The sequence below is a fragment of the Pseudomonas sp. S06B 330 genome (assembly GCF_002845275.2).
In the GTDB taxonomy this organism is placed as follows: domain Bacteria; phylum Pseudomonadota; class Gammaproteobacteria; order Pseudomonadales; family Pseudomonadaceae; genus Aquipseudomonas.
The window spans coordinates 524246-540739 of sequence record NZ_CP088149.1; the positions used below are offsets into that span (position 1 = coordinate 524246).

Genomic DNA, 16494 nt, shown 5'->3' on the forward strand with positions numbered 1-16494 from the left:
GAGTAGAGACTATGCAACGTTACTCGGGCTTCGGCCTCTTCAAACACTCGCTCAGCCATCACGAAAACTGGCAGCGCATGTGGCGCACGCCGACCCCGAAAAAGGTCTACGACGTGGTTATTGTTGGTGGCGGCGGGCATGGCCTGGCCACTGCATACTACCTGGCCAAGGAGCATGGCATCACCAATGTCGCGGTAGTCGAAAAGGGCTGGTTGGGTGGCGGCAACACCGCGCGCAACACAACGATTGTCCGTTCCAACTACCTGTGGGACGAGTCGGCGCATCTCTATGAGCACGCGATGAAGCTCTGGGAAGGCCTGTCGCAAGACATTAACTACAACGTGATGTTCTCCCAACGCGGGGTTTATAACCTCTGCCACACCCTGCAGGACATGCGCGACTCCGAACGCCGGGTCAGCGCCAACCGCCTCAACGGTGTGGACGGTGAGCTGCTCAATGCCCAGCAAGTAGCCGAAGAAATCCCTTACCTGGACTGCTCGAAAAACACCCGCTACCCGATCATCGGTGCCACCGTGCAACGACGTGGTGGCGTCGCCCGTCATGACGCCGTGGCCTGGGGGTTTGCCCGCGCCGCGGACGCGCTGGGCGTGGATCTGATCCAGCAGACTGAAGTGATCGGCTTTCGTAAGGAAAATGGCGTGGTCATCGGTGTCGAGACCAACAAAGGCTTTATTGGTGCCAAGCGCGTCGGGGTAGTCACTGCCGGCAACTCCGGGCACATGGCCAAGCTTGCCGGTTTCCGTCTGCCGATCGAATCGCATCCACTGCAGGCACTGGTGTCCGAACCGCTCAAGCCGATCATCGACAGCGTGATCATGTCCAACGCCGTGCACGGCTACATCAGCCAATCGGACAAGGGCGACCTGGTAATCGGTGCGGGCATCGACGGCTGGGTCGGCTACGGCCAGCGCGGTTCGTACCCGGTGATTGAGCATACCCTGCAAGCCATTGTCGAAATGTTCCCGATTCTTTCCCGGGTACGGATGAACCGTCAGTGGGGCGGCATCGTCGACACCACGCCAGACGCTTGCCCGATCATCTCCAAGACCCCGGTGAAGAACATGTTCTTCAACTGCGGCTGGGGTACCGGTGGCTTCAAGGCCACGCCGGGCTCGGGCAACGTGTTTGCCGCCAGTCTGGCCAAGGGCGAAATGCACCCGCTGGCCAAACCTTTTTCCATCGACCGTTTCCACAACGGCGCCCTGATCGACGAACACGGCGCCGCCGCTGTCGCCCACTAACAGGAGAAATCCCCATGTTGCATATCTTCTGTCCCCACTGCGGCGAACTGCGCTCCGAGGAAGAATTCCACGCCGCAGGCCAGGCCCATATTCCGCGGCCGCTGGACCCTAACGCCTGCTCTGACGAGGAGTGGGGCGACTACATGTTCTTTCGCGACAACCCGCGTGGCCTGCACCACGAACTGTGGATTCACGCCGCTGGCTGCCGCCAATACTTCAACGCCACCCGTGACACGTTGACCTACGAAATTCTGGAAACCTATCCGATCGGCGCCAAACCGCAAGTGACCGGTAAGAGCACCAGCCCGCAGTTGGCAGTCAGTGGTCAGGGAGAAAAGGTATGAGCCAGGTCTATCGCCTGTCCAATGGCGGTCGCATTGATCGCAGCAAAGTCTTGAACTTCACCTTCAATGGCCAGACCTACCAGGGCTATGCCGGTGACACTTTAGCCGCAGCACTGCTGGCCAACGGCGTCGACATCGTTGGGCGCAGCTTCAAGTACTCGCGCCCACGCGGGATCATCGCTGCAGGCTCCGAAGAGCCGAACGCGATCCTGCAGATCGGCGCCACTGAAGCCACCCAGGTGCCTAACGTGCGTGCCACGCAGCAGGCACTGTATGCCGGTCTGGTCGCCACCAGCACCAACGGCTGGCCGAGCGTGAACACCGACGTCATGGGGATTCTCGGCAAGGTCGGCGGCAAGCTGATGCCGCCGGGTTTCTACTACAAGACGTTCATGTACCCGCAGTCGTTCTGGATGACGTACGAGAAGTACATCCGCAAGGCCGCAGGCCTAGGTCGTGCGCCCCTGGAAAACGATCCGGACAGCTACGACTACATGAACCAGCACTGTGATGTGCTGGTGGTTGGCGCCGGCCCTTCCGGCCTTGCTGCAGCCTTGGCCGCAGGGCGCAGTGGTGCGCGAGTGATCCTCGCTGACGAACAGGAAGAGTTCGGCGGCAGTCTGCTCGACAGCCGAGAAACCCTCGATGGCAAGCCTGCTGCTGAATGGGTCGCCGCGGTCGTTGCCGAGCTCAAGACACTGCCTGAAGTCACCCTCTTGCCGCGGTCAACGGTCAACGGCTATCACGACCACAACTTCCTCACTATCCACGAGCGCCTGACCGACCACCTCGGCGATCGCGCGCCGATCGGTACTGTGCGCCAGCGCATGCATCGGGTGCGGGCCAAGCGTGTGGTGCTCGCCACGGGTGCCCATGAGCGTCCGCTGGTGTACGGCAACAACGATGTGCCGGGCAACATGCTCGCTGGGGCGGTGTCGACCTACGTGCGTCGTTATGGCGTGGCGCCGGGCCGTAACCTGGTGCTGTCGACCAACAACGACCATGCCTATCGTGTGGCCTTGGACTGGCATGACGCTGGTCTGAAAGTAGTCGCCATCGCTGACGCCCGCCATAACCCACGTGGTTCGCTGGTAGAAGAGGCGCGGGCCAAGGGCATTCGCATCCTGACCTCCAGCGCGGTGATCGAATCCCGTGGCAGCAAGCATGTTACCGCTGCCCGTGTCGCTGCTATCGACGTTAAAGCGCATAAAGTTGCCAGCCCCGGCGAGTGGCTGGACTGCGACCTGGTTGCCACCTCCGGCGGCTACAGTCCGGTGGTGCATCTGGCTTCGCACCTGGGCGGTAAACCAATTTGGCGTGAAGACATTCTTGGCTTCGTACCGGGCGACGCCCCGCAGAAACGCGTGTGTGTCGGTGGCATCAACGGCGTGTTCGCGCTGGGCGACAGCCTGGCAGACGGTTTTGAAGGTGGCGTACGCGCTGCCACCGAAGCAGGCTTCAAGGCAGTGGCAGGCAGCTTGCCAAAGGTGCTGGCACGTCAAGAAGAGGCCACCCTGGCACTGTTCCAGGTGCCCCATGACAAGAACACAGCACGTGCACCGAAGCAGTTCGTCGACCAGCAGAATGACGTCACCGCGGCCGCCATCGAGCTGGCTACCCGTGAAGGCTTCGAGTCGGTCGAACACGTTAAGCGTTACACGGCACTGGGCTTCGGTACCGACCAAGGCAAATTGGGCAACATCAACGGCCTGGCCATTGCTGCACGCTCCATGGGTATTACCATCCCGGAAATGGGCACCACCATGTTCCGCCCCAACTACACGCCGATCACCTTCGGCGCGGTGGCTGGGCGCCATTGCGGTCATCTGTTCGAGCCGGTGCGCTTTACCGCGCTGCACGCCTGGCACCTGAAGAACGGTGCCGAGTTTGAAGACGTCGGCCAGTGGAAGCGGCCTTGGTACTTCCCGCGTAATGGCGAAGACATTCATGCCGCGGTGGCCCGTGAATGCAAAGCGGTGCGTGACAGTGTTGGCCTGCTCGATGCCTCGACCCTGGGCAAAATCGACATCCAGGGCCCGGACGCGCGTGAGTTTCTCAACCGCATCTACACCAACGCCTGGACTAAGCTCGACGTCGGCAAGGCGCGCTACGGCCTGATGTGCAAGGAAGACGGCATGGTCTTCGATGACGGCGTAACTGCCTGCGTCGGCGAAAACCATTTCATCATGACCACCACTACTGGCGGCGCGGCCCGCGTGCTGCAGTGGCTGGAGATCTACCAACAGACCGAATGGCCTGAGCTCAAGGTGTACTTCACCTCGGTTACCGACCATTGGGCGACCCTGACCTTGTCAGGCCCGAACAGCCGCAAGCTGCTCAGCGAAGTGACCGATATCGACCTGGACAAGGATGCATTCCCGTTCATGACCTGGAAGGAAGGCCTGGTCGCCGGGGTACCGGCACGGGTGTTCCGTATCTCGTTCACCGGTGAGCTGTCGTACGAGGTCAATATCCAGGCCAACTACGCCATGGGCGTGCTGGAGAAAATTGCCGAGGCGGGCAAACAGTACAACCTCACCCCGTACGGCACCGAAACCATGCACGTCCTGCGGGCCGAGAAGGGCTTCATCATCGTCGGTCAGGACACCGACGGCTCGATGACCCCGGACGACTTGAACATGGGCTGGTGTGTAGGGCGCACCAAGCCGTTCTCGTGGATCGGTTGGCGCGGGATGAATCGCGAAGATTGCGTGCGTGAAAACCGTAAGCAGTTGGTCGGTCTCAAACCGGTCGACCCGAACCAATGGTTGCCGGAAGGTGCGCAACTGGTTTTCGACCCGAAACAACCGATCCCGATGGACATGGTCGGTCACGTGACCTCCAGCTACGCCAGCAACTCCCTGGGTTATTCCTTCGCCATGGGTGTGGTCAAAGGCGGACTCAAGCGTTTGGGTGAGCGGGTCTACTCGCCTCAGGCCGATGGCAGCGTGATCGAAGCGGAAATCTGTTCATCGGTGTTCTTCGATCCGAAGGGTGAGCGGCAGAACGTTTAGTCAACTTGGCGGCTTGATGACCTGTGGGAGCCCGCCAAGCTGACTCCCACACGGTAATCGCCCTACAGAACACGAATTCAAGGCAGGTGAGTAATGAGCACAGTCAACGTCTACCAGCAACGCCCCGGCAACGATGCCAAGGCCGAGTCGCCACTGCATCACGCCGACCTGCCCAGCCTGATCGGCAAGGGCCGCAAGAACGCCGGAGTCACCCTGCGCGAGCACAAGTTCCTTGGCCACCTGACCCTGCGCGGCGATGGGCGCGACCCGGCTTTCGCCGGTGGCGTATTCAAGGCCCTGGGTCTGGAATTGCCTGTTGCGCTGACAGTGGTCGCCAACGGCGACATGTCTCTGCAGTGGCTGGGTCCGGATGAGTGGCTGCTGATTGTCCCCGGTGGTCAGGAGCTCGCTGTCGAGCAGAAACTGCGCGATGCCCTTGAAGGTCAGCATATCCAGGTGGTCAACGTCAGCGGCGGACAAACCCTGCTAGAACTAAGTGGCCGCAACGTGCGCGAAGTGCTGATGAAATCCACCAGCTACGATGTACATCCAAACAACTTCCCCGTCGGCAAAGCCGTGGGCACGGTGTTCGCCAAGTCGCAATTGGTGATCCGTCGTACCGGCGAGGAAACCTGGGAGCTGCTGATCCGTCGCAGCTTCTCCGATTATTGGTGGCTGTGGCTGCAGGACGCGGCAGCCGAATACGGTTTGAGCATCGAGGCCTAAGGGGAGTCGTATGAGCCGAGCACCGGACACTTGGATTCTCACCGCTGACTGTCCGAGCCTGCTCGGTACGGTGGACGTGGTGACGCGTTATCTGTACGAGCAACAGTGTTATGTCACCGAACATCATTCGTTCGATGACCGGCTGTCCGGGCGCTTCTTCATTCGTGTGGAATTCCGTCAGCCGGATGACTTCGACGAAGCCAGCTTTCGCGCGGGGCTCGCTGAGCGCGGCGAAGCCTTCGGTATGCTGTTCGAACTGACCGCTCCCAAGCATCGGCCGAAAGTGGTGATCATGGTGTCCAAGGCCGACCACTGCCTCAACGACCTGCTCTACCGCCAGCGCATCGGGCAATTGAGCATGGACGTTGTGGCGGTGATCTCCAATCACCCGGACCTTGAGCCGCTAGCCCACTGGCACCGCATTCCCTACTACCACTTTGCCCTTGACCCACATGACAAACCGGCGCAGGAGCGCAAGGTGTTGCAGGTGATCGAAGAGTCTGGTGCGGAGCTGGTGATCCTTGCCCGCTACATGCAAGTGCTGTCGCCGGAACTGTGCCGCAAGCTTGATGGCTGGGCGATCAACATTCACCACTCGCTGCTGCCTGGTTTCAAAGGTGCCAAGCCCTACCACCAGGCCTATAACAAGGGCGTGAAGTTGGTGGGCGCTACCGCTCACTACATCAACAACGACCTCGACGAAGGGCCGATCATTGCCCAGGGCGTCGAGTCGGTCGACCACAGCCATTACCCGGAAGACCTGATCGCCAAGGGCCGCGACATCGAGTGCCTGACTCTGGCGCGAGCGGTGGGCTATCACATTGAACGGCGGGTCTTCTTGAACGCCAACAGGACAGTAGTGCTCTGACTGACGCCATCGCCGGCAAGGCCAGAACAGATTCCAGTAACTCAGCGCGGCCCTCGGGCGGCGCACTTTGCACCGCTACATAACAACAAACTTTAGCGAGGTAAAAGCATGTCTGGTAATCGTGGTGTGGTGTATCTCGGCGCTGGCAAGGTCGAGGTGCAGAAAATTGACTACCCGAAAATGCAGGATCCGCGTGGCAAGAAGATCGAGCACGGGGTGATCCTCAGGGTGGTCTCCACCAACATCTGTGGCTCTGACCAGCATATGGTCCGTGGTCGCACCACCGCTCAAGTCGGCCTGGTGCTGGGCCATGAAATCACCGGTGAGGTGATCGAAAAGGGCCGCGACGTGGAAAACCTGCAGATCGGCGATCTGGTCTCGGTGCCGTTCAACGTCGCTTGTGGCCGCTGCCGCTCGTGCAAAGAACAACACACTGGCGTCTGCCTGACCGTTAACCCGGCACGTGCTGGGGGTGCCTATGGCTATGTCGACATGGGCGACTGGACCGGTGGCCAGGCCGAATACGTGCTGGTGCCCTATGCCGACTTCAACCTGCTGAAACTGCCTAACCGTGACAAGGCCATGGAGAAAATCCGCGACCTGACCTGCCTCTCCGACATCCTGCCGACCGGTTATCACGGTGCAGTGACAGCGGGCGTTGGCCCTGGCAGTTCGGTGTACATCGCCGGTGCCGGTCCTGTGGGGCTGGCCGCAGCAGCTTCAGCGCGTCTGCTGGGTGCTGCGGTGGTGATCGTCGGTGACGTCAACCCGGTGCGCCTGGCGCACGCCAAGGCCCAAGGTTTCGAAATCGCCGACTTGTCCCAGGACACCCCGCTGCATGAGCAAATTGCCAACCTCCTAGGTGAGCCGGAAGTGGATTGCGCGGTCGATGCCGTGGGTTTCGAAGCCCGTGGACATGGTCATGCCGGTGCTAAGCATGAAGCCCCGGCTACCGTACTCAACTCGCTGATGGGCGTGGTGCGGGTGGCGGGCAAGATTGGTATTCCCGGCTTGTACGTCACCGAAGATCCGGGTGCAGTGGATGCTGCAGCGAAAATTGGCAGCCTGAGCATCCGCTTTGGCCTGGGCTGGGCCAAGTCGCACAGCTTCCATACCGGGCAAACCCCAGTGATGAAGTACAACCGTCAACTGATGCAGGCGATCATGTGGGACCGTATCAACATTGCCGAAGTGGTGGGCGTACAGGTGATCAGCCTGGACCAGGCACCGGAAGGCTACGGCGAGTTTGATGCAGGGGTTCCAAAGAAATTCGTGATCGATCCGCACAAGCTGTTCAGCGCGGCCTGATAGCCACTAGGCGACCTATCGCGACAAGCCCGGCTGCCATGGGACACTGTGGGAGTCGGCCTTGCCGGCGAAAAGGCCATCAGAGAAAACGGAACATTCCCTCGCCTACAAGGTCCAACCCTCGTTTTCCCCTGCCTTTACGGCTGACGAGGTCTATTCATGAAACGTTTTGCACTGGTCACCCTGATGACTCTGGCTGCCAGCCCGGTATTCGCCTTCAACCTCAGCGATGCGGCCAACGCCGTTTCCGCCATGCAAGGCAACAAGGACGGTGCTGCGGTGCAGGCGCCAGCCGCTTCGGCGAACTTGCTCAATACCCTCGGCAGTGAGCTGAAAATCACCCCGGAACAAGCCATCGGTGGCACCGGCGCGTTGCTCGGTCTTGCTCGTAATCAACTGAGCAGCACCGACTACGAACAACTAAGCAAAGCCGTTCCCGGCCTGGACCTGCTCTCCGGCGAAAACGCCTTGGGCGGATTGAGCGGTTTGGGTGATCTGCTCGGCAAGAGCGGCAATTCGTCGGCCCTGAGCAATGCCTTGGGCGATAACGTTAAAAGCACCGATGACCTGAACAACGCCTTTAGCGCCTTGGGCATGGATACCGGCATGATCGGTCAGTTTGCCCCGCTGATCCTGCAGTACCTCGGTCAGCAGGGCGTTGCCGGTTCGCTGTTGCAGAGCCTGGGCGGCCTCTGGGGCACGCCCGCTGCCGCCCCTTCAGTGTAACGACGCTTACGCCGCTTCGGAAAAGTCCACCATGCGCACCGGGCGTCGGAAGCCGCTGGTGAGCACCATCAGGTAGGCCAGGCCCAGACCGAACCAACTCAGGCCAATGGTCAGGGTCAAGGTCGACAGGCTGGTCCACAGCCACAGGGTCAGGCTCATGCCCACCAGCGGGACCAGGCCATAACGCAGCAACCCTGTCAGGTTGCGATGGCAGGTCTCGTTGATCAAGTGGGTGCGAATCACTGCCAAGTTCACCGCTGAGAACGCCACCAGCGCACCAAAGCTGATGAGTGAAGCGAGGGTGGCAAGATCGATGACCAAGGCCAGCAGGGAAAATGCCGAGACCACCAGGGTAGCGGTAACCGGTGTGCCGAAGCGCGGCGACAAATTACCGAACCAGCGTTGTGGCAAGACCCTGTCACGACCCATGGTGTAGAGAATCCGCGATACCGCAGCCTGCGAAGCCAGGGCCGAGCCCAGGCTGCCAGCGACGTAAGCGGCGGTAAAGAAATTGGCCAGGAACTGCCCGCCCGCCTTGAACATCACCTCGTTGGCCGCCGCGTCGGTATTGGCGAAATGGCTGCCGGGCAGCACCAACTGGCTGATGTAGGCGAGCAGGGTGAACAGTACGCCGGCGCCCAGTGTGGTGAGGATGATCGCTCGCGGCACGGTACGCTGTGCATCCTTGGTTTCTTCCGCGAGGGTCGAAACAGCGTCAAAACCGAGGAACGACAGACACAGCACGGCCGCACCTGCCATCAAATGATTGAAGCCCGGCTGGCTGCCATCACCGAGCAGTGGCGCGAGGAAATCGACCGGCTGACCACCCCCCAACGTTTTGAACGACAGCGCGACGAACACGCCGATGAAGATGATCTGCGCACCGACAATCAGGTTGCTGGCCTTGGCCACCGAATGTATGCCGACTACGTTGAGCACGGTAACCAGAGCGATCGAAGCGAGGATGATGGTCCACACCGGAATGCTCGGGAAGGCGATGTTCAGGAACAGGCCGATGAGCAGGTAATTGATCATCGGGATGAACAGGTAGTCGAGCAGCAGCGACCAGCCGGCAAGAAAGCCGATGCTCGGTCCAAAGGCCAGGTTGGTGTAGGAGTAGGCGGAGCCGGCGACCGGAAAACGCCGGACCATGAAGCTGTAGGAAGTCGCCGTGAAGAGCATGGCCAGCAGCGTTACCAGATAGGCCCCGGCAGTACGGCCACCGGTGAGTTCGGTGACGATGCCGTAGGTGGTGAAGATGGTCAGCGGGACCATGTAAACCAGGCCGAAGAACACCAGGGCGGGGAGGCCGAGGACACGGCGCAGTTGGGCGGAGTCTGCCTGGGCAGTGTTGCTTGGTTGCTTGGCCATTGATCGATCCTGGCTTTTTGTAATTGTTTGTTGATCGATTTTTATCCAGTTAAACCAGCAATAGCAAACAAAGATTCCCTTATCTTAATTATTAATACAGATTTTAATCGGTTAACGTGGTTGTTTAGCGTAGCTCTGTGCGCAAGGTTTCGATCCGCGCATCTTTGTCGTGCCACAACTGGTTGACCCAGTCCTGCACTGCCTGGCGCACAACTGGATCGTTTTCGTAGTCACCGCTCCACAGCGCCGGGTCCAGCTCGCGGACCTGGATGTCGATGATCACTTTTGGTACCGCACCGCTGAGCAGGTCCCAGAACCCTGGGGCCTTGTCGCCGGGGTAAACAATGGTGACGTCGAGCAGGGCATCAAGTTGTTCACCCAGTGCTGCCAGCACGAAGGCGACGCCCCCGGCCTTGGGTTTGAGCAAGTGTTGGTAGGGTGACTGCTGAGCAGTACGCTTGGCTTCGGTGAAGCGCGTGCCTTCCAGGTAGTTGACCACGGTTACCGGCTGGCGCTTGAACAACTCGCAGGCGGCCTTGGTGATTTCCAGGTCCTGGCCTTTGAGTTCTGGATGCTTTTTGAGGAAGGCCTTGCTGTAGCGCTTCATGAACGGATAATCCAGCGCCCACCAAGCCAGCCCCAGCAGCGGCACCCAGATCAGTTCTTTTTTCAGGAAGAACTTGAAGAATGGAATGCGCCGGTTGAGCGCCTGGATCAGCGCGGGGATATCCACCCAACTCTGATGATTGCTGATGGCCAGATATGAGGTCTCCAGGCGCAGGCCCTCTGCGCCGCGCACCTCCCACACCGTAGGAATGCACAGGCGGAAAATCAGTTTGTCGATCTCGGCCCAGGTCTCGGCAATCCACATCACTGCCCAAGAGGCATAGTCGCGGTAACGGCCGGGCAGGACCAGTTTGAACAGGGCAAAGACCATCAATGGGCCGATCAGGACCAAGGTGTTGAGCAGCAACAGCGTGGTCACAAGAATGCCCGTCAGTAAGCGGCGCATAAGAAAACTCTTATATTCAAGTAAGCGGTCGGCAATGATAAGCAGCCTATCGGCTTACGCCAAATCCTCAGGTCTGCTGGCGCGAGACAAATGTTTCACATTGTGTTGAATAAGCTATTGGCGCGAACCTATCCTGCCTTCGCAGTCTAAACACTGTCTTATCTCAAGGAAGCGGATCCTGTGAAATCTGTACTTGCCCTGTTGTCGCTACTCGCTCTGCCGGTGATGGCTGCTGAGCCGACCCTGTATGGCCGTTACGAATACATCACGCTGCCCGAGTTTGGTGGTGAAACCCTCAAGGCCAAGATGGACACTGGCGCCCTGACCGCGTCATTGTCGGCCAAAGACATCGAGCTGTTCACCCGTGATGGTGAAGAGTGGGTGCGTTTCCGTCTGGCGACCAAGGACTCCAGCGGCAAAGTCTACGAGCACAAACTGGCGCGTATCAGCAAAATCAAGAACCGCGCCGATGAAGATGAAGATGGAGAGGGCGCAGAAGTCAGCAAACGTCCGGTAGTGGACCTTGAGCTGTGCCTTGGTGACGTCAAGCGTACGGTCGAAGTCAACCTGACCGACCGCAGCAGCTTCAACTATCCGTTGCTGATTGGTGCCAAGGCCCTGCGCGAGTTCAAGGCAGCGGTGAACCCTGCGCGGCGATTCACGGCCGGCAAACCTGAGTGCTAATGGCGCAGTTGCAAGTTTCAAGCGCTAAGCTGCAAGAACAAGCAGTTCAGTGTAACGTCACGCGATCTGCTTCTACTTGAAGCGTGTAGCTTGAGGCTTGCAGCTCCAGATGCCCCACATATTGATTGTCGAAGACGAAGCGGCTATCGCCGATACCCTGGTTTTTGCCCTGCAAGGTGATGGTCACAGTACCGAGTGGGTGACCTTGGGCAGTGCTGCCCTTGAGCAACATCGTCAGCGACCCGCTGACTTGATCATTCTCGACATCGGTCTGCCGGATATCAGCGGCTTTGAAACCTGTCGGCAATTGCGGCGCTTCAGCGAAGTGCCCGTGATGTTCCTCAGTGCCCGTGATGGTGAAATTGATCGGGTCGTGGGCCTGGAAATCGGCGCCGACGATTATGTGGTCAAGCCCTTCAGCCCACGTGAAGTGGCCGCGCGGGTACGGGCGATTCTCAAACGTATGACACCGCGTGCAGTACCGCTGAGCAGCACGCCTGAGGTGTTTCAGGTGGATACCCTGCGCATGCAGATCAGCTACCACGGTCAACCGCTGAGCCTGACTCGCCACGAATTCCGTTTATTGCAAAGTCTGCTGGAGCAGCCCGAACGCGTGCTCAGCCGTGAGCAGTTGCTTGATGCTGTCGGGGTGGCCGCTGATGCCGGTTATGAGCGCAGCATCGACAGCCACATCAAGAGCCTGCGTGCCAAGCTGCGTCAGGTGGCGGCCGAAGCCGAACCAATTCAGACGCATCGTGGCCTGGGTTACAGCTACAGCCCGAGCCACAGCTAATGCGCCTGGGGATCCGGATTTTCCTGGTCTATTTCCTGTTTGTCGGGCTGACCGGTTTTTTCATTCTCAGCACTGTGCGTGAACAGATTCGCCCTGGGGTGCGACAGTCCACCGAAGAGACGCTGGTGGACACGGCCAACCTGCTCGCTGAAATCCTCCACGATGATGTCAAGGCCGGCACCCTGGGCCAGAGCCGTTTGCCTCAACTGTTGCGTGCCTACGGTCAGCGGCAGCCCAAAGCGGATATCTGGGGGTTGTCGAAAAATCAGGTCAACCACCGCATCTATGTCACCGATGCCAAGGGCAAGGTTCTGCTCGATTCCAGTGGCGTGGCTGTGGGTGAGGATTATTCACGCTGGAACGACGTCTACCTGACCTTACGCGGTGAGTATGGTGCGCGCTCGACTCGCAGTGACGCGGATGACCCGGATTCTTCAGTCATGCACGTGGCCGCGCCGATTCTCGATGAGGGCAAGATCATTGGTGTGGTCACTGTGGCCAAGCCGAACAAATCGCTGCAGCCCTATATCGACCGCTCCGAGCGGCGGTTGTTGTACCTGGGTCTGGGCCTGATCGGTCTAGGGTTGTTGGTCGGTGCGGCGCTGTCGTGGTGGCTGGCCCGTTCGCTACGCCGCCTGACCCATTACGCCCAGGCGGTCAGCGAAGGTGAGCGCACCGCCCTGCCGCATTATCGCGGTGGCGAGCTGGGGCAACTGGCGGCGGCGGTGGAGCGCATGCGTACCCAGCTGGAGGGCAAGGACTATGTCGAGCGCTATGTGCATACCCTGACCCATGAGCTCAAGAGCCCTCTGGCGGCTATTCGAGGCGCATCAGAGCTGTTGCAGGGGCCGATGCCGGAGGCGCAGCGTCAGCGCTTTGCCGACAATATCGAGAGCGAAAGCGCGCGCATGCAGCAACTGATCGAGCGCTTGCTCAACCTGGCCCAGGTCGAACAACTGCAAGCCCTGGAAGAGCAGCAGCATGTGTCACTGGCGACCTTGGTCGACGAGTTGCTATTGGCCCAGAGCGCGCGAATCGAAAGCAACAACTTGCAAGTGCGTCAGCGCGTACCAGCCAATACCCGGTTGCTGTGTGAGCCGTTTCTCATGCGTCAGGCCATTGCCAACCTGCTGGACAATGCCCTGGACTTCACACCGCCTGGTGGCCTGCTGCTGTTCGAGCTGGAGCAGCAGGACGCACGTGTGGCTCTGAGCCTGTTCAACCAGGGTGAGGCGATTCCCGACTATGCGCTGGGGCGCTTGAGCGAGCGCTTCTATTCGTTGCCGCGCCCATCCAGTGGACGCAAAAGCACCGGGCTTGGGTTGAACTTCGTCGAAGAGGTGATGCAACTGCACGGCGGTTCGCTTGAAGTGGCCAACGTCGAGGACGGTGTACGTGTGCGCCTGTGGCTGCCGGCCAAGCGCGTGGACTGAAACTTCACACACTCTGCACATTGACTCCACACAACTCCCCAAGGGCTCCATGTTGATTGCGCAGACTCTGCCCATCGAAACCGGAGTCCTGCCCCCATGAACCGAACCTTGAGTGTCAAACTTGGCGCCATCGCCTTCCTGATTGTGCTGCTGCTGATCCCGCTGCTGATGATCAGTGGCCTGATTGGCGAACGCCAGGAGCTGCGTGACAACGTTGTTGAAAACATCGCCCAGAGCGCAAGCTTCAGTCAGCAAATCAGCGGGCCAATGCTGGTGGTGCCGTACCGTAAGACCGAACGACGCTGGAAGACCGAAGAGGGCAAAACCTTCAAGGAAACCAAGCAAGTCAGCGGTTATCTGTATTTTCTGCCGGAAACCTTCGAGCTCAAGGCGGGCATCGATACCGAGTTGCGCTCGCGAGGGATCTACCAAACGCGTCTGTTCCATGCCAATAACCACATCAGCGGCCAATTCAAAGTACCGGCCAATTGGGGGATAACCCAAGACTTTGAGGATTACCGTTTCGATCCTGCTTTTCTCGCGGTAGGGATCAGCGACATTCGCGGTATCGAAAAGGGCCTGCAACTGCAGTTCAACGATCAGCGTCTGGACTTCCAGGCGGGTACTCGGCTGAGCTGGTTTGGCGGTGGTGTCCATGTGGTCCTCAACAGCCTGGACGGCAAAGCTGACACCTTGTTCGACTATGCCTTCGACCTCAGCCTGCAAGGCACCGGCCAGCTGCAAGTATTGCCGGTAGGGCGCAGCACCAGTGTCAGCATGGCGGCTAACTGGCCACACCCAAGTTTTGTCGGCAACTACTTGCCGAGCAACCGCAAGGTTGACGCGGGTGGATTTTCGGCGCGCTGGCAGACCTCGTTCTTCTCCACCAATTTGGAGGACGCCCTGAGCCGGTGTGTGAACAGTCAAGGGTGCGAGGAATTCAATAGCCGGGCATTCGGTGTCAGTTTTGTGGACCCGGTGGATCAGTACCTCAAAAGTGAGCGGGCGATTAAATATGCCTTGCTGTTTATTGCCCTGACCTTCGCAGGCTTCTTCCTCTTCGAGATTCTCAAGAACCTCAGCGTGCATCCGATTCAGTACGCCTTGGTCGGTGCAGCATTGGCGCTGTTCTATCTGTTGTTGTTGTCGTTGTCCGAACACTTGGGCTTTGGTCCTGCCTATCTACTGTCTGCCGGGGCCTGTGTGTTGCTGATTGGCTTCTACCTGAGCCACGTGCTGCACAGCCTGCTGCGAGCCTTGGGCTTTGCCTTGGGGCTGGCGGTGCTCTACGGCATGCTCTACGGCCTGCTCAGCGCCGAGGACTATGCCTTGCTGATGGGCTCGTTGTTGCTGTTCGGCCTGCTGGGTGTGTTCATGGTGCTGACGCGCCGCTTGGATTGGTCTAGCGTGGGACGTTCACAATGAGCGGCTTGCGCGAGGAAAGGCGCTTGGGGATGGTGTTGGCGCTGGGTATTGCCAACCTGTGGACTGCGCAGGTCAGTGTGGGAACCGGCCTTGCCGGCGATGAGATCGCTGCGGTGTCAGGTATGGCGCGGCGTCTGCATCGCTGGCAAGTCCAGTTCCCACGAGGGGTGAAGCCAGTCAGGTGACAGAAGGATCCGTCGCCTGCATCGAAGCCCGCTGGCTGACCTGGGCATACCAGGCTGCCAGTTGTGGCTGCTGCTCACGCCAGCCAAACTCTGGCATGCGTAGGTCGATGTAACCCAGGGCACAGGCGACGCCGATAGCCGCAATGTCGAACACTGCGGTCAGCTCGGCAATGTGTTCTTGCTCAAGGTTGGCCAGACCACGACGAATCTTGTCCTGCTGCGCGTCGATCCAGCTGTCCCAACGCTTGTCTTCGGGGCGCAGGAAGGTCTCATAACGCGTCAGCACCGCCGCGTCCATGATCGCATCGGCCAGCGAGGCCAGGGTCAGGCGATGCCAGCGCGGCCAGCCTTCCTTAGGGATCAGAGGATTACCGACATGTTGCTGATCGAGGTACTCGCAGATCACCCGGCTGTCGTGCAGAACAGTGCCGTCGGCCAGGCGCAAGGCCGGGATTTTCCCGGCTGGATTGCCCTGGTTGAGCTCGGCAACCGGACTGACCGGCGTCAGGTTGACGGTTTGCAGCGCCACTCGGTCGGTCTGCCCGGTCTCGTGCAGCACCACCAGGACTTTGCGCACGAACGGCGAAGCCGGTGAGTGGAACAGGGTCATGCTCGCGGTAGACATGGCGAACCCTCAGTTGCCTTGCAGGCTAGGCGGCAGGCAGACACCGGTACCACCAATACCGCAGTAGCCTTCGGGGTTTTTTGCCAGGTACTGCTGGTGATAGGCCTCGGCGAAATAGACGGTCGGCGCCTGGTCGATCTCGGTGGTGATCTCGCCGAAACCGGCCTTGGTCAATTCTGCCTGGTAGGCGTGTTTGCTTGCCAGTGCCTCTTCCAGCTGTTGCGGGCTGGTGCAGTAGATCACCGAGCGGTACTGCGTGCCGATGTCGTTGCCCTGGCGCATGCCCTGAGTCGGGTTGTGCAGTTCCCAGAACATCGCCAGCAGCTCTTTGTAGCTGACCTTGTCCTTGTCGAATACCACCAGTACAACTTCGGTGTGACCGGTCAGGCCCGAGCAGACCTCTTCGTAGGTCGGGTTCGGGGTAAAACCACCGGCATAACCGACGACAGTGCTGACCACGCCTTCACGCTGCCAGAAGCGCCGCTCGGCACCCCAGAAACAACCGAGGCCGAAAATGGCAAAGTCGACGTTCTCGAAGAACGGCCCCAGCAGTGGTGTGTCTTTGAAGACGAAGTGTTTCTCCGGCAGGGTCATCGGAGTTTCGCGGCCAGGCAGGGCCTGTTCAGCGGTAGGCAGGACGTTTTTGTTCACCAGGATTTCCGAGCGCAGGACCATGAACCCATTCCTCTTCAAGATAGGACAATAAGGGATAGAGTCG

General features: G+C 59.7%; 16 protein-coding genes. 12 read left to right on the plus strand and 4 right to left on the minus strand.

Annotated features, from left to right (window positions below; translation table 11 throughout):
* Positions 1-11 precede the first annotated feature (11 nt).
* The 7 genes from CX511_RS02480 (at position 12) to CX511_RS02510 (ending at position 8248) form a co-directional block, all read left to right on the plus strand.
* Positions 12-1262: a sarcosine oxidase subunit beta family protein gene (locus CX511_RS02480; protein WP_038998326.1), complete on the plus strand. Its 1251-nt coding sequence runs from the start codon at positions 12-14 to the stop codon at positions 1260-1262.
* 14 nt (positions 1263-1276) lie between these two features.
* Positions 1277-1606 carry a sarcosine oxidase subunit delta gene (locus CX511_RS02485; protein ID WP_038998327.1) on the plus strand — a complete coding sequence of 110 codons (330 nt, stop codon included), beginning with the start codon at positions 1277-1279 and terminating at the stop codon, positions 1604-1606.
* Positions 1603-4620 carry a sarcosine oxidase subunit alpha gene (locus CX511_RS02490; RefSeq protein ID WP_045180716.1) on the plus strand — a complete coding sequence of 1006 codons (3018 nt, stop codon included), beginning with the start codon at positions 1603-1605 and terminating at the stop codon, positions 4618-4620. The genes CX511_RS02485 and CX511_RS02490 overlap by 4 nt, the downstream gene beginning before the upstream one ends.
* Before the next feature lie 93 nt (positions 4621-4713).
* Complete coding sequence (locus tag CX511_RS02495; RefSeq protein WP_045180713.1) at positions 4714-5346, plus strand: sarcosine oxidase subunit gamma; 633 nt, start codon at positions 4714-4716, stop codon at positions 5344-5346.
* A gap of 10 nt (positions 5347-5356) precedes the next feature.
* A complete protein-coding gene (purU, locus tag CX511_RS02500; protein ID WP_045180710.1) occupies positions 5357-6214 on the plus strand; it encodes a formyltetrahydrofolate deformylase in 858 nt (285 codons plus the stop codon).
* A 108-nt stretch (positions 6215-6322) separates the two neighbouring features.
* Positions 6323-7522 carry a formaldehyde dehydrogenase, glutathione-independent gene (fdhA, locus tag CX511_RS02505; RefSeq protein ID WP_028942224.1) on the plus strand — a complete coding sequence of 400 codons (1200 nt, stop codon included), beginning with the start codon at positions 6323-6325 and terminating at the stop codon, positions 7520-7522.
* A gap of 159 nt (positions 7523-7681) precedes the next feature.
* A complete protein-coding gene (locus CX511_RS02510; RefSeq protein WP_101293386.1) occupies positions 7682-8248 on the plus strand; it encodes a DUF2780 domain-containing protein in 567 nt (188 codons plus the stop codon).
* 6 nt (positions 8249-8254) lie between these two features.
* Here the strand turns inward: CX511_RS02510 and CX511_RS02515 are convergent, their stop codons facing one another.
* Positions 8255-9619 (minus strand): APC family permease, encoded by a 1365-nt coding sequence (locus CX511_RS02515; protein WP_045180704.1) that lies wholly within the window; start codon positions 9617-9619, stop codon positions 8255-8257.
* Positions 9620-9743: 124 nt separating this feature from the next.
* Positions 9744-10631 carry a 1-acylglycerol-3-phosphate O-acyltransferase, YihG family gene (gene yihG / locus CX511_RS02520; RefSeq protein ID WP_045180701.1) on the minus strand — a complete coding sequence of 296 codons (888 nt, stop codon included), beginning with the start codon at positions 10629-10631 and terminating at the stop codon, positions 9744-9746.
* A 180-nt stretch (positions 10632-10811) separates the two neighbouring features.
* On the opposite strand from yihG, the gene rloA2 reads away from it, so the two are divergent.
* The 5 genes from rloA2 to CX511_RS02545 all read left to right on the plus strand — a co-directional run bounded on the left by rloA2 (position 10812) and on the right by CX511_RS02545 (position 15151).
* Positions 10812-11315 carry a retropepsin-like aspartic peptidase RloA2 gene (gene rloA2 / locus CX511_RS02525; RefSeq protein WP_045180698.1) on the plus strand — a complete coding sequence of 168 codons (504 nt, stop codon included), beginning with the start codon at positions 10812-10814 and terminating at the stop codon, positions 11313-11315.
* A 109-nt stretch (positions 11316-11424) separates the two neighbouring features.
* Positions 11425-12108, plus strand: a complete 684-nt coding sequence (creB, locus tag CX511_RS02530; protein ID WP_045180695.1) for a two-component system response regulator CreB — start codon at positions 11425-11427, stop codon at positions 12106-12108.
* Positions 12108-13541: a two-component system sensor histidine kinase CreC gene (creC, locus tag CX511_RS02535; protein WP_045180691.1), complete on the plus strand. Its 1434-nt coding sequence runs from the start codon at positions 12108-12110 to the stop codon at positions 13539-13541. The genes creB and creC overlap by 1 nt, the downstream gene beginning before the upstream one ends.
* 96 nt (positions 13542-13637) lie before the next feature.
* Positions 13638-14966: a cell envelope integrity protein CreD gene (creD, locus tag CX511_RS02540; RefSeq protein WP_101293385.1), complete on the plus strand. Its 1329-nt coding sequence runs from the start codon at positions 13638-13640 to the stop codon at positions 14964-14966.
* Positions 14963-15151, plus strand: coding sequence for a hypothetical protein (locus tag CX511_RS02545; protein ID WP_143527780.1), 189 nt, complete (start codon positions 14963-14965; stop codon positions 15149-15151). The genes creD and CX511_RS02545 overlap by 4 nt, the downstream gene beginning before the upstream one ends.
* Here CX511_RS02545 and CX511_RS02550 read toward each other — a convergent pair.
* Both CX511_RS02550 and msrA read right to left on the minus strand, forming a co-directional pair.
* Entirely contained in the window at positions 15144-15776 is a 633-nt protein-coding gene (locus CX511_RS02550; RefSeq protein ID WP_101293384.1) for a glutathione S-transferase, read from the minus strand. The genes CX511_RS02545 and CX511_RS02550 overlap by 8 nt on opposite strands.
* 9 nt (positions 15777-15785) lie before the next feature.
* Positions 15786-16451, minus strand: a complete 666-nt coding sequence (gene msrA, locus CX511_RS02555; protein ID WP_045180682.1) for a peptide-methionine (S)-S-oxide reductase MsrA — start codon at positions 16449-16451, stop codon at positions 15786-15788.
* Positions 16452-16494 lie beyond the last annotated feature (43 nt).

Excerpts from the sequence above, each read along its gene's own strand:
- CX511_RS02480 (WP_038998326.1), top strand. The coding sequence starts at position 12 with ATGCAACGTTACTCGGGCTTCGGCCTCTTCAAACACTCGCTCAGCCAT.
- CX511_RS02485 (WP_038998327.1), top strand. The coding sequence starts at position 1,277 with ATGTTGCATATCTTCTGTCCCCACTGCGGCGAACTGCGCTCCGAGGAA.
- CX511_RS02490 (WP_045180716.1), top strand. The coding sequence starts at position 1,603 with ATGAGCCAGGTCTATCGCCTGTCCAATGGCGGTCGCATTGATCGCAGC.
- CX511_RS02495 (WP_045180713.1), top strand. The coding sequence starts at position 4,714 with ATGAGCACAGTCAACGTCTACCAGCAACGCCCCGGCAACGATGCCAAG.
- purU (WP_045180710.1), top strand. The coding sequence starts at position 5,357 with ATGAGCCGAGCACCGGACACTTGGATTCTCACCGCTGACTGTCCGAGC.
- fdhA (WP_028942224.1), top strand. The coding sequence starts at position 6,323 with ATGTCTGGTAATCGTGGTGTGGTGTATCTCGGCGCTGGCAAGGTCGAG.
- CX511_RS02510 (WP_101293386.1), top strand. The coding sequence starts at position 7,682 with ATGAAACGTTTTGCACTGGTCACCCTGATGACTCTGGCTGCCAGCCCG.
- CX511_RS02515 (WP_045180704.1), bottom strand. The coding sequence starts at position 9,619 with ATGGCCAAGCAACCAAGCAACACTGCCCAGGCAGACTCCGCCCAACTG.
- yihG (WP_045180701.1), bottom strand. The coding sequence starts at position 10,631 with ATGCGCCGCTTACTGACGGGCATTCTTGTGACCACGCTGTTGCTGCTC.
- creB (WP_045180695.1), top strand. The coding sequence starts at position 11,425 with ATGCCCCACATATTGATTGTCGAAGACGAAGCGGCTATCGCCGATACC.
- creC (WP_045180691.1), top strand. The coding sequence starts at position 12,108 with ATGCGCCTGGGGATCCGGATTTTCCTGGTCTATTTCCTGTTTGTCGGG.
- creD (WP_101293385.1), top strand. The coding sequence starts at position 13,638 with ATGAACCGAACCTTGAGTGTCAAACTTGGCGCCATCGCCTTCCTGATT.
- CX511_RS02545 (WP_143527780.1), top strand. The coding sequence starts at position 14,963 with ATGAGCGGCTTGCGCGAGGAAAGGCGCTTGGGGATGGTGTTGGCGCTG.
- CX511_RS02550 (WP_101293384.1), bottom strand. The coding sequence starts at position 15,776 with ATGTCTACCGCGAGCATGACCCTGTTCCACTCACCGGCTTCGCCGTTC.
- msrA (WP_045180682.1), bottom strand. The coding sequence starts at position 16,451 with ATGGTCCTGCGCTCGGAAATCCTGGTGAACAAAAACGTCCTGCCTACC.